10 protein-coding genes are annotated in these 12,342 nt (G+C 48.1%); 6 read left to right on the top strand and 4 right to left on the bottom strand.

Annotation, left to right across the window (positions count from 1 at the left end; translation table 11 throughout):
- Window positions 1-5: 5 nt before the first annotated feature.
- Both HMPREF9193_RS11370 and HMPREF9193_RS11365 read right to left on the bottom strand, forming a co-directional pair.
- Window positions 6-557, bottom strand: a complete 552-nt coding sequence (locus HMPREF9193_RS11370) for a M15 family metallopeptidase (RefSeq protein ID WP_245565492.1) — start codon at window positions 555-557, stop codon at window positions 6-8.
- Complete coding sequence (locus tag HMPREF9193_RS11365; RefSeq protein WP_021686811.1) at window positions 446-988, bottom strand: hypothetical protein; 543 nt, start codon at window positions 986-988, stop codon at window positions 446-448. The genes HMPREF9193_RS11370 and HMPREF9193_RS11365 overlap by 112 nt, the downstream gene beginning before the upstream one ends.
- Window positions 989-1,027: 39 nt before the next feature.
- Here HMPREF9193_RS11365 and HMPREF9193_RS04110 point away from each other — a divergent pair, with 39 nt between their 5' ends.
- Window positions 1,028-2,395: an MATE family efflux transporter gene (locus HMPREF9193_RS04110; RefSeq protein WP_021686810.1), complete on the top strand. Its 1,368-nt coding sequence runs from the start codon at window positions 1,028-1,030 to the stop codon at window positions 2,393-2,395.
- Between the two features lie 187 nt (window positions 2,396-2,582).
- On the opposite strand, the gene HMPREF9193_RS04100 is transcribed toward HMPREF9193_RS04110, so the two are convergent.
- Window positions 2,583-3,737, bottom strand: a complete 1,155-nt coding sequence (locus HMPREF9193_RS04100; protein ID WP_040847471.1) for an endonuclease/exonuclease/phosphatase family protein — start codon at window positions 3,735-3,737, stop codon at window positions 2,583-2,585.
- Window positions 3,738-3,783: 46 nt separating this feature from the next.
- Window positions 3,784-4,941, bottom strand: a complete 1,158-nt coding sequence (ychF, locus tag HMPREF9193_RS04095; protein WP_021686808.1) for a redox-regulated ATPase YchF — start codon at window positions 4,939-4,941, stop codon at window positions 3,784-3,786.
- Between the two features lie 96 nt (window positions 4,942-5,037).
- On the opposite strand from ychF, the gene HMPREF9193_RS04090 reads away from it, so the two are divergent.
- The 5 genes from HMPREF9193_RS04090 to lpdA all read left to right on the top strand — a co-directional run bounded on the left by HMPREF9193_RS04090 (window position 5,038) and on the right by lpdA (window position 12,329).
- Complete coding sequence (locus tag HMPREF9193_RS04090) at window positions 5,038-6,465, top strand: SH3 domain-containing protein (protein WP_021686807.1); 1,428 nt, start codon at window positions 5,038-5,040, stop codon at window positions 6,463-6,465.
- A gap of 11 nt (window positions 6,466-6,476) precedes the next feature.
- Window positions 6,477-8,561 carry an ABC-F family ATP-binding cassette domain-containing protein gene (locus HMPREF9193_RS04085; RefSeq protein ID WP_021686806.1) on the top strand — a complete coding sequence of 695 codons (2,085 nt, stop codon included), beginning with the start codon at window positions 6,477-6,479 and terminating at the stop codon, window positions 8,559-8,561.
- A 151-nt stretch (window positions 8,562-8,712) separates the two neighbouring features.
- The gene (locus HMPREF9193_RS04080) at window positions 8,713-9,489 is read left to right on the top strand and encodes a DeoR/GlpR family DNA-binding transcription regulator (RefSeq protein WP_021686805.1); all 777 of its coding nucleotides are present in this window, start codon (window positions 8,713-8,715) and stop codon (window positions 9,487-9,489) included.
- Between the two features lie 10 nt (window positions 9,490-9,499).
- Complete coding sequence (locus HMPREF9193_RS04075; RefSeq protein ID WP_021686804.1) at window positions 9,500-10,954, top strand: dihydrolipoamide acetyltransferase family protein; 1,455 nt, start codon at window positions 9,500-9,502, stop codon at window positions 10,952-10,954.
- A gap of 10 nt (window positions 10,955-10,964) precedes the next feature.
- A complete protein-coding gene (gene lpdA / locus HMPREF9193_RS04070; protein ID WP_021686803.1) occupies window positions 10,965-12,329 on the top strand; it encodes a dihydrolipoyl dehydrogenase in 1,365 nt (454 codons plus the stop codon).
- Window positions 12,330-12,342 lie beyond the last annotated feature (13 nt).

Genomic DNA, 12,342 nt, shown 5'->3' with positions numbered 1-12,342 from the left:
ACCGATTAGTTTTGTGCGGCTTTTTCAATCAATTCGGGGCGGTATTCAAAATGCATATTGTCCCAAATCGGCCATTTGCCGCCCCAAATAAAACCTTCGCTTTCAAATGCTTCGATAACTTTAAGCGGAGGCATCCAGCGCTTATCCAAGGGGAGCGTCATCCATCCGTCAGGGTCGATGTCGCGCCGCCACGCCCAATAAATATTTTTTTGCCCCCACCCGCGCGGAAGCACATCCACGGCAATACCGTAACTGTGAAACGAACGCGATGCACGGTCTCCTATTTCGCGCCAATTATAACTGTCGACGCGCGCTAAAGTATCTACAAAACCCCGCACTTCGGAATCGATTTTTGCAAGTTCGCGGATTTTGTTTTCAACGCGCGCAAGCGGCGCAAAGATCCATTCGTGCGCATTGGTGTATTTACCGAGAAAAGACACGCGCTTTATATGAGATTCCGTCGATTGGCGCGTTGCACTGTCGTATACTGCGTTAAAAAAGTCGAGCGACACGCCCGCTTGACGCAAACGGTTTTCCGCCGAAGAAAAATTGCGCAAACGCTGAATGTCTGTTCGGAAAAATGTGCAGGATCGGGAATATCTTTTGCATACGTATACATAAGCTTCCAGTACGATTCCTTCTTGCCGAGTTTTTCGAGCGGAAGCATTCTACCGTCTGCCCAATAAAACACCGCTGTCTGCGGCGTACTTGCGATATGCCGTGCGCTTGCGGGAGCAGCTGTTTGGGATGTTTTAGCTGTTTTGCGCGCAAGTTCAATTTTAAAATCTTTTTGCTCATTATCGTACACGCAGCTGAACGCGATATCGGGATACGCGCGGCGCAAAAGAGCAAGTTCGGCAGGTTCGCCGCTCAAACGGGAGCCGGAAGGGATAGCGGTAAGGGAGGCTGCCAAAAGCAAAAACACAAACGATGCAATCGGTGCACAAAAAATAAAACGGCGAAAAAGCGCGTTCATTTCGGTAAACATTTTATTTATTATATGATATACTGCGCGCGAGGTTCAACTATGGCATCACTGCCGGGATTTTTCAGCACGCTTTTTGCGATTGCGATTCCGATTATTTTACAGAATTTTCTTCAAACATTTGTCAACATGCTCGATACGATAATGGTCGGCAGGCTCGGAGCAACCGAAATCGCCGCAGCGGGACTGGGTAATCAAATCTTTTTTATTTTGAACATGATCCTGTTCGGCATTTCAAGCGGCGGTGCAATTTTTGTCGCGCAGTTTTGGGGTAAAAAAGACATAGCCGGCATACGGCGTACGCTCGGAATTACGCTTACGCTTTCCGTCGTACTTTCCCTTATTTTTATGAGCGCCGCGCTGTTTTTCCCGCGCGAACTTATCAAAGTGTATTCTTCGGACGAGCGCGTTATAGAACTGGGCGCTCAATACCTGCGCTTTGTCGCACCCAGTTACCCGATGCTTGCCGTGAGCTTTGCGTTCCAGCTTGCTTTCCGCGCAACCGAACACGTCAAACTTCCGACGGTAAGCACGGCGGTATCGATTTGCATAAACGCCCTTTTTAATTATTTGTTTATTTTCGGTGCTCACTTTCCGCTTTTCGGCGCCGATTTTTCGATTCCCGCGATGGGTGTAACGGGAGCTGCAATCGCAACGGTTTTTTCCCGTTTTACGGAATTGGTGATCACAGTCGGCTGGGCATACCGAAAACGCTACGAAGCGTGCGGAACCTTTGCCCAACTTTTTTCGTTTACCAGCGGCTTTCTTGCACGTTTTGTTAAAATCGCTTTTCCCGTTATCGTAAACGAAGTACTGTGGAGCATCGGCATTACAACCCAAAATGCAATCTTTTCTCACTCAGGCACGGACGCCATCGCCGCATTCAATATAACGGGAACCATCTCTCAGCTTACGTGGGTGTTTTTTATAGGCGTGGGAAACGGGGCGGGAATAATTATCGGCAAAAAAATCGGCGAAGGCGCCGAGCTTGAAGCGCGCCGGTACGCGAACCGCTGCGCGTGGTTTATGCCTCTTTTGGCGGTTTTTATAGGCTCACTATTGTTCCCGCTTTCGCTTGCGCTTCCGGCGTTGTTTAATGTCGAAGCGCACATTATAAGTCAGGCACAAATTATGCTGCGCATCCTTATGTGCATGTATCCGATACAAGCGTTCAATATGTTTTTTATTGTAGGCTTGTGCCGCTCCGGCGGCGATACCGTGTATGCCGCATTTAACGACAGCGTTTGGATGTGGTTTGTCGCGATTCCCTTGGCTGCCGCCGCAGCCTTTGCGCTGCATGCGCCGCCTTACCTCATATATATTTGCCTGCAAACCGAACAAGCTTTAAAAGTTGCAGCAGGACTTTTGCGCATACGCAACGGCAAATGGCTGCACAATGTAACCAGATAAGCTCGGCACGATTCGGCGTAAGCGGCATAAAGTTCTGTGCACAAAGCTGCAAATTCGGCATAAACCGAAGACGGCAGTTTGTCTTCTATATCTTCAATGCCGAACAGCTTTACCAATGCGGGGTCGTAAGATCGCGTGTGCAAACTTCCGGCTCGGACGGCACGCACTCGCAGCGCGGCAAAAAATCTTATAAAGAAAAAACAAACAGCAAGGGAACGTGATCGGAATAGCCTTCGCCGCTTTGTATATCGTAGCGGTAGGGAACGCCGTTTTGTATATGAGAACCGCTCATAAGCGGTTGGAATTCAAGAGCGTTTACTTTTGTATTGTAAAAAAAGTGGTCGATTTTTTCCCATTTTCCTTTAAAATAATACGAACCGGATGATTCTGAAAATTCATCGTCAAAAAAAAGCCATGCGGAAACAAGCGCAATGTTTTGTCTGCCGCGCAGCGCAATACAAGATGCACTTCCGTCAGAGGCGGCGCAAGTACTTGTAATATCGGAAGTTAACGGCGCGGCAAAATCTTCCAAAGCCCGGTTAAAATCGCCGCAGACTATAACAGCGGCGTTTTGATTTTTTTGATAAACGTCGGCTATACGGTTTGCCAAAACGAGCTCTTGTGCACTTTGCCAATACCGGCTTTGCGCTTTTGTACCGAGCTTCGATTTCCAATGGCACACAAAAAGCGTAACTGGAACGTCTTGCGTTTCGACGGTCGTTTCCAAAATAGGCCGAAGCTGTGCCGGCGTTAAACGGCTCACGCCCTTTTCGTTTTTTCCGTTTTGTGCGGCGCGTAAGTCAAGTTGATGCACACACGTGTTTGTAAGCGGCAAGCGTGAAAGCACGGCAAGTCCCAAAGCGCTTCCTTTTTGCAAAGCAAAACTGCCGTAGCTCCAAAAGCGCGCAGAAAAAATGCCGCCTGCCAAACGGTTGGCTACATCCTGCAAAATGCTTTCGTTTTCAAATTCTTGAAACACATAGATATCCGCATTGGTATCCGTTATAAAATCACACAAACGCTCAAGACGCTGCACGTATTTTTCTTCAGTCCACGCGCTTTTTGAACCGCGAAACTGAACGTATTCGCTGCCGTTTTCAACACCGTCAAAAAAATTCTGCAAATTCCAGCTTATAATGCTGACGGTTTTTCCGCCGCTTTTGTCGTTTGCACTGCTTGTGCCGGCACCTGCAGACTTTTTAAAATCGGCAAGACCTGCTCCACACGAAACTGCGGTAAAAATACACAAAAAACACAGCACGTGCAGTATGTTTTTAAAACCGCACATACACTTATGCTTTATACCGTTTTTTAAGTTTACAGCACATAATTTTCCGGACACCGTTTGCCTCCGTTTTGCTATATGCTTTATGCCGCCGCTATGCTTTTTATTTTGTTACATTAAATTTAAAAAACATAACGTCTCCGTCTTGCACTACATAGTCGCGCCCTTCTACCCGGTATTTACCCGCCGCTTTAATAGCAGCTTCCGAGCCGTATGTTTTAAAATCGTCAAAAGAATAGGTTTCCGCTTTTATAAAACCTTTTTCGAAATCGGTATGAATAACTCCGGCAGCTTTCGGCGCAGTGTCTCCGGCATGAACTGTCCATGCGCGGCACTCGTCCTCTCCTGCGGTAAAAAAAGTACGCAATCCCAAAAGACGGTACGCGGCACGCGCCAAAACGCTTAAGCCCGATTCCTTTAATCCTAATTCATTTAAAAACTGAGCTCTTTCTTCTTCGTTGTCGATGTCGGCAAGGTCTGCTTCGAATTTTCCGCAAATAACGACAATTTCGCTTGCTGTTTTAGCGCCGGATGCTGCAACGTCTTCGGGCAGCGCGTTTTGAGAAGCGGCGATTTTTTTTACGGTTTCGATATACGGGCTTCCGTTTTGCATGCCGTCTTCATCCGTGTTGCACACATACAGCTGCGGTTTTACGGTTATCAAATGCAAATCATAAATCGCCGCTTTTTCTTCCGCCGTTAACGGGGCATAGCGCGCACCGGTACCGTTTTGTAAAAGCGGCTTTATTTTATCCAGCGCCGACAAAACAATTGCGGATTTTTTTTGTTCTTCTTTTCCCATAACGCGTGCCGCGCGGTTTGCTTTTTCAATACGTTTTTCAACGGTATCCAAATCGGCAAACGCTAATTCCATGTTGATAGTTTCAATATCGTCGGCAGGGTCTACTTTATTGTTTACGTGCACGATATCGGCATCGTCAAAACAGCGTACCACATGGGCGATTACCCCTACTTCGCGGATATGCGCTAAAAACTGATTTCCCAAACCTTCACCTTTTGACGCTCCCTTTACCAAACCGGCAATATCTACAAATTCAACGCCGGCAGGCACACGCCGTTTGGAAGCGAATTTTTCGTATAAAAAATCGAGACGGCTGTCCGGCACGTCTACAATCCCCACATTGGGATTTATCGTACAAAACGGATAATTTGCCGCTTCGGCGGGCGCGCGGGTTAATGCCGAAAAAATAGTGGATTTTCCGACATTCGGCAAACCCACAATTCCGCAGTTAATAGCCATACACCATCCTTATAATTCGGAGAATAGTTGATTTTACAAATTTTAGCCGAAATACGCAAGGTTGCGGTAACACAGTGTTTATGATATGCTTATTCTATGAAGCGGATTATATTTTTTTTAATACTGTTGTGTAGCGGAATATATTTTACCGGCTGCGGCAAAATGGGATATGGCGTTATGCTGTGGTCGCTGCCCGAAAAAAATATTTACGACGGCGATATCGTTCCGGTATACATACGGTCGAATATAAATAAAGTATACGTTATCGGAACCCCTCAGTCAAAAGAAAAAATCGAAGTGCCGCTGTGGTTTGTAAGTGCTCCCGAATCAAAATCAAAAGCGCGCAAAACGGCAAAACTCTATGCCGAATACCGCCACCGCTATGCTTCGGTTGCGCTCGACGGTCTTCCTGTCCGATCGGAAGCAGCAAATACGGCAAAACAAGTGTACCGGCTCCGGCGCGACGAAGTAATAAAAATTCTGTATAAAGGCACCGGTCAAAATGTTATGGGCGGCAAAGAGCAGCTGCAAGGCGAATGGCTGATGGTGCTTACCGAAGACGGTACAAAGGGTTGGTGTTTTTCGCATAATTTACGTATTTTTGACGAATCGGTCGGAATTGCCGAACAAAGCACCGACAGCGAAAATCAAGACGGGTTAATCGCTCAAATACTTGAATCGCGCTGGTTTCCAGAATACTACGGCGTTATGATAAACAGCAGAAAAATCGATCCGAACACTTTAAAAGCCGAATACGGATTTGATACCGGCTTTTATTCAGGCACAACGGGAATACGCTTAAGCGAATTGAACGTATCGTACCCGTACAAAGGCACCGAAAAAATATCCGAAAAAGTGTATAAATTCAGCCAAACCCCGTTTACTCTCACCGTCCGCTCATCCGGTTTTATAGCGGTACAGTATATCGGACAAGACGGCTTACCCGTTTCCTATAATTTTGTAACGATTACGCCGCCTCAAAACGAAGAAGAAAGCTCGGACACACTCGGCACCGACTCCGGTACAGGCAATGCAAGCGCCGTCTTTGAAAGCGCCGACGGCACCGGTAATGCTCAAGCCGAAAATGCACGTGCCGAAGAATACATCCGTAAGCTTGCCGAAAGCGAAACCGAACGCAGAAATGCCGAATACCGTACAGTTGCCGAGCGCGGACCGGTATTTTCAAGTTCTAACTACGGTAAACTGACGCTGAACGGCGACCGCAGTTTTTCGTGGAGCGGTTGCCAGCTTTTAATTTCTTCCGGTCTTTTGCCGCAAACGGCAGTACGCGCCGGTACGGTACGGGGAACAGTCGAAACCGTGTACTTTATGTCGGCGTCGGTCGAGCAACAGTTTGACGGTATTTTTACCTTTATGTTTAACGATAGCGAAGAAGTTAACTTTTTATACAAACAGGAAGAAACGGGGCTGCGTTTGGAAAGCGTCGACAAACGGAGCATACAAAACGGTACCGTCAACGCGCGCAGCAAAAGTCCGCTCGTATTGTTTTTTTCGGTACGCTAAACCGGATCGCAATGGCTTTTGTTCAGCTTTCAAAAATATCGCTTGCATTCGGCGACCGGGACATTTTAAAAAACGTCAACCTTGTTTTAGCGAACGGTACTAAAGCGGCTTTAACCGGAGCAAACGGTTGCGGAAAATCCACATTGATGAAAATCGCTGCGGGTTTGATTCAGCCGGACACGGGAGAAATTTCGCACGAAAAAGATACCGTGCTTGCTTACCTTCCTCAATCGGGAATCGTTCACCGCGGTAAAACGCTTAAAAGCGAAGCGGAGACAGCTTTTGCCGGCGCTTTGGAAGTTTTACAAAAAATGGATGCTGTAGCTTCGCAGATGGCGGAAACAAAAGATACGGCAAAACAAAACACGCTTGCCCAAACATACCACGATTTGCAAACCAAACTCGACGCTTCGCGCTGGCATGAACGAAGCCGCCTAATTGAAGAAACTTTATGCGGCTTGGGATTCAGCACTGCGGACTTTGAGCGTCCTACACAAGCGTTTTCCGGCGGGTGGCAAATGCGCATAGCTCTTGCAAAAGTGCTTTTACAAAATGCCGACATCGTTATTTTGGACGAACCTACCAACTATTTGGATATAGAAGCTCGCACGTGGTTGGAAGAACGGCTTAAAAGATTCGGCGGCGGTTTTTTACTGGTAAGCCACGACCGCTATTTTTTAGATCAATGTGTAAAAGAAACGTATGAACTGTTTAACGGCGAATTAAAAAAATACAAAGGATCATATACCGCATACGAAAAAGTGCGTCAAACCGAAATGGAAAGTCTCGTTAAAGCGTACACGCTCCAAAAGGAAGAAATCGCCAAAACGGAAGACTTTATCAGAAAATTCAGATACAACGCGAGCAAAGCTGCTTTAGTGCAAGATAGAATTCGCAAGCTCGAAAAACTTGAGCGCATAGAAATTCCGGAACATTTAAAAAAAATACACTTCCGTTTTCCGAACGCCCCGCATTCGGGAAATATCGTACTGCGCGCACAAGGGATAAGTAAATCATACGGAACACGGGCGGTTATAGACAACTTTGATTTAACGGTAGAAAAAAAAGAGCGTCTTGTTTTAGCAGGACGAAACGGAGCGGGTAAATCCACTTTGCTGCGCATCCTTGCAGGACAAGATACGGCGTTTTCGGGCAGTGTGCAAAAAGGCGCGGGCGTGCAAATGGGTTATTTTTCTCAAGAAGAAGGGGAAACTCTGAGCGGCTCGGAAACGGTTATACAATTAATAGAAAATACCGCTCCTTTGGATTTAATTCCGAAAGTACGCGATATGCTTGCAGCATTTTTATTCCGCGGCGACGATATTTACAAATCGGTTTCGGTGCTTTCCGGCGGCGAAAAAAGCCGGCTTGCTCTTTTGAGGCTTTTACTCAAACCTTTAAACCTTTTAATTTTAGACGAACCGACAAACCACTTGGATTTACATTCCAAAGACGTGCTCGCCGACGCGCTGCAGCACTTCGACGGAACGCTTATTTTTGTGTCGCACGATAAAGACTTTATTCAACATCTTGCCACACGGGTTTTGGAATTGCAAGCTCCCGCCAAAACTCAGGGCGCTTCGCGTATACGAAATTATCCGGGAAGTTATGATTACTATCTTTCTCAAATAGCAAAAGAAAACGGAACTGCTTCGTCTTTTGACGGCAATTGCGGCAAAACTGCAAGCAGTGCCGGATGCGGCAAAGCAGACAGTTTCGGCAAAGTCGGCAGCGTCCCCTTTTCCGGCAGTGCGGACGCCGACAAGATTCTTGACGGTCAAAAAGATAAAAGCGCTTCTCCGATTTCCGGCAATGCTCAAAGCGAAAAAAAAGAAAAAGCGCTGTCTTACGAAGAGCAAAAGCAGCGTAACGCACAAAAGCGGAAATTGGAAAAAGAAGAACAGCGGCTTTTAAGCGAAACCGGAAAAATCGAAGCCGAAATAGCCGAAAACGAAGCGCTTTTAGCACAGCCGCACGTATACACCGACGGAACAAAAAGTAAAGCCGTACAGCAAAAAATTGCCGAACTAAAAAAATACTACGAAGAACTTTCCGAACAATGGGCTGATGTTGCGGAAAAATTGAACGCTTATTAACCGCTTTACAGCACTTCACACCAACACAAAAAAAAACAATGCTTACCGACCGCCGTTGGCACCTCTTAGCAAAAACTATGTTTTTTTAACTTATCTTTACTTTTATTTATTTTTTACTTGCGTTTTATCCAAATCCGTAATATAATCGAAAGTGAAACATAAAGAGGCGTATGTGATTCAAGATTTATCGGAACGCGAACATCTTATACTCAACCGGCTTATGGCGCAGGGCACTGTGTCCGTTGCCGATTTAAGCGAAGAACTTGCCGTATCGGAAGTAACGGTACGCTCCGATTTAACTAATCTTGAAGAACTCGGTCTTTTAAGCCGCACACACGGCGGCGCTCTGCCGTCGATACATCCACATATTTTTCAGCGGCAAAATATGCACACCGAAGAAAAACACCGCATTGCAAAAACCGCAGCCGATTTAATTCAAAACGGAGACGCGGTTTTTATAGAAGCGGGAACTACAACATCTTTTGTTCCTCGCTATTTAAGCGGAAAACGCGACATTTTAATTATCACCAATTCGATTCAAGCTTTCGAATCCGCAAAAACAAATCCCGCTTTAAAAATAACCCTTATCGGCGGCGAATTCCGCGACAGCACGGATTCGTTTGTAGGATCCATAGCCATTGAAGCTATCCGCCGCTTTAACGTGCGCTATGCATTTGTAGGCACGGACGGTTTTAGTTTGCATTCAGGCATAACCACCCACTTAATCGAAGGCGGCGATATTATTTCCGTTATGCGCGAGCGCGCGCAAAAACTGGTGCTTTTAGCCGATTCATCCAAATACGGAAAAAGCGGCGTGGTAACGATTTTGCCTATGTCGGACATCGATATTTTAATAACCGATAACGGCATAAAACCGGAACAAACGGAAGAATTAAAACAAAATCCCATAGAGATTATTACCTGTTGAGGAGTTATACATGGCGCATGTTTTGATTATGCCCAGACAGGGCAATACAGTGGAATCCTGTATTATCGTAGAATGGAAAAAAAAAGAAGGCGATACGGTCGATTCGGAAACGGTCGTGTGCGAAGTTGAAACCGACAAAGCTACCTTTGAAGTTCCTGCAGGCGCATCCGGTACCGTTTTAAAAGTTTTACACACTGAAGGCGACGATGTTCCCGTTTTACAGCCGATTATGGTTGTCGGAAAGCCCGGCGAAAAATGGGAAGATTCGGTAAAAGCGCCGCCTCAAACGGAAGCGCCGAAAGAAGCGCAAACGGCTTCGGAACCCGCATCGGCGGCAGGAGAACCTGTAACCGATGCACCGGCGGCAAGTTCGGCTGCAGAAAAAACGCAAGCGGCAAAGACCGCATCCGCCGCGCCCGCCGTCCCCTCGGCGGCGCCCGGCGCACATTTGGCGATTTCACCGCGGGCAAGAGCCGCCGCATTTAAAGAAGCCGTCGACGTGCGCACCTTAAGCGGAAGCGGTGCCGAAGGGCGTATTATAGAAGCGGATGTGCTGCGCGCGGCAGCTGAAAGGCCGCCGCTTACGGCTGCCGCAAAAGAAGCGCTGCGTTTGGGCGGTTTGCTCCCGGCAGCCGGAAGCGGCATCGGCGGGCGCGTTACGCTTGCCGACATTCAAGCGGTTGCCGACGGAAGTGCGGCAGCCTTTGCGCCAGCTTCGGGTTCGAGCGCAGGAGCGGACAGGGCGCTTGCAGCTTACTCCGCAGCCGACGAATATACGGATACGCCGATTAAAGGCATACGGAAAGTTATTGCCGAGCGCATGATGAACTCTTTGGCAACGGCCGCTCAGTTCACCTTAAATGCAAGCGCCGAAGCGGTCCGTATGCAATCGCTTCGCGAACGTTTTAAGGCAAGCGATCCGGCGATGGGTTTATCGAAGGTAACCGTAAACGATTTGGTGTTGTTCCTCGTTTCCCGCCTGCTCAAAGAATTCCCCTTCTTAAACGGCGTAAAAACAAACGGCACAATCCGTCTGTATAAAAACGTTCACTTGGGTATGGCCGTGGACACTCCGCGCGGTCTTATGGTTCCGGTCATCCGCAACGCCGATCGAATGTCGCTCGCACAAATATCGGCTCAGGCAAAACTCCTTGCAGGCGAATGTCAAGCCGGTTCGATAAGCCCCGACCTGTTAAGCGGCTCGACCTTCACCGTAACCAATTTGGGTAATACGGGAATCGAAAGCTTTACGCCCGTCATCAATGCGCCGGAAATCGCTATTTTAGGCGTGTGCGGCATTCAGCCCAAACCCGCCGCCGACGGACAGGGCGGCTACGCGATACTGCCCCATCTTTCGTTCAGTTTAACCATAGACCACGCGGTTGTGGACGGCGCTCCTGCGGCAAAATTCGTAAAAGCTTTGTGCGCAGCCTTAAAAGACATTGATATTTGGATTGCCAAATAAGAGGTACGGTATGTATGATGTAATTATAATCGGAGGCGGACCGGGCGGTTATCTTGCCGCCGAAAGGCTCGCGCAGCGGAAAAAACAGGTTTTGCTCATCGAAAAACAGTATCTGGGCGGAACCTGTTTGAACGTCGGCTGCATTCCCACAAAAACGCTTTTGAATTCGGCAAAGCATTACCTGCACGCGCAGGAAGCGCCTCAATTCGGCGTTCATGCCGATAACATCCGGTTCGACATGGGCGAAATGGCCGCATGGAAAAAGAAAACGGTCGAAACGCTGTGTTCCGGCGTCGCTTCGCTTATGAAGCGATTGAAAGTCGATGTTGTTATGGGAACGGGAGAACTTGTCGCGGCGGGAAAGGTAAAGATCGCCGAAACGGGCGAAGTGCACGAAGCGAAAGCCGTGATCATTGCCGCAGGTTCGATTCCCGCAATGCCGCCGATTCCCGGCACAAAGGACAATAAAAAACTGCTGGATTCGACCGCGCTTTTGGAACTGACACAGGTTCCCGAAAACCTGTGCGTTATCGGCGGCGGCGTTATCGGTATTGAATTTGCAAGCTTGTTCGGAACGCTCGGCAGCAAGGTAACGGTTATCGAAATGATGGACGAAATAATTCCGCCGATGGACAAAGAGCTTGCCCCGCTTTTGCGCAAATATCTTAAAAACACCGAATTCCGTTTGGGCTGCCGCGTCGAAAAACTCGACGGCGGAACCGTCTTTTATAAAACAAAAGAAGGCAAAGACGAATCCGTAAAAGCGGACATCGTCCTTATGGCCGTCGGGCGCAAATGCCAAACCGAAAGCTGGAACGGCAAAGCTGCCGGAATCGACATAAGGCCCAAGGGCGTCGCGGTAGACGAGCGCATGCGCACGAATGTGAGCGGCGTATGGGCAATCGGGGACGTAAACGGCAAAAGCATGCTTGCGCACTCGGCGTACCGCATGGCCGAAGTCGCCGTCAACGACATTTGTTCCGTTTTGGACGGAACGCCGAACCGCGACCGCATGAGATACGACGCCGTTCCGTGGGTTGTCTATTCCATACCCGAAGCGTCCGGCTGCGGCATAACCGAACAGGAAGCGCGTGCCAAAAACATCGGTGTAAAAACGGCGACCGTGCCGATGATCGTTTCGGGACGCTTTGTCGCCGAAAACGGCGTAAAAGCCGCCGGAACGGTAAAAGTGATTGCGGATGAAAAAAACGGCCGCATCCTCGGCGTTCATATTTTGGGCTCCTATGCTTCCGAAATGATTTGGGGAGCTTCGGCCCTTATCGAAAACGAAATGCGCGTAGAAGACGTCAAGCAATTAATCTTCCCGCATCCGACCGTATGCGAAGCGATCCGCGAAGCGGTGTGGGCTTTATAAAAGCCGTATGCAA

Source organism: Treponema lecithinolyticum ATCC 700332 (assembly GCA_000468055.1).
GTDB classification, from domain to species: Bacteria; Spirochaetota; Spirochaetia; order Treponematales; family Treponemataceae; genus Treponema_C; species Treponema_C lecithinolyticum.
Note: the sequence above shows the minus strand (reverse complement) of the source record. Positions and strands in the feature narration are given on the sequence as shown.

Coding starts and splice junctions, on each gene's coding strand:
- lpdA (WP_021686803.1), top strand. CDS start 10,965: ATGTATGATGTAATTATAATCGGAGGCGGACCGGGCGGTTATCTTGCC.
- HMPREF9193_RS04090 (WP_021686807.1), top strand. CDS start 5,038: ATGAAGCGGATTATATTTTTTTTAATACTGTTGTGTAGCGGAATATAT.
- HMPREF9193_RS04110 (WP_021686810.1), top strand. CDS start 1,028: ATGGCATCACTGCCGGGATTTTTCAGCACGCTTTTTGCGATTGCGATT.
- HMPREF9193_RS04075 (WP_021686804.1), top strand. CDS start 9,500: ATGGCGCATGTTTTGATTATGCCCAGACAGGGCAATACAGTGGAATCC.
- HMPREF9193_RS11365 (WP_021686811.1), bottom strand. CDS start 988: ATGTTTACCGAAATGAACGCGCTTTTTCGCCGTTTTATTTTTTGTGCA.
- HMPREF9193_RS04085 (WP_021686806.1), top strand. CDS start 6,477: ATGGCTTTTGTTCAGCTTTCAAAAATATCGCTTGCATTCGGCGACCGG.
- ychF (WP_021686808.1), bottom strand. CDS start 4,941: ATGGCTATTAACTGCGGAATTGTGGGTTTGCCGAATGTCGGAAAATCC.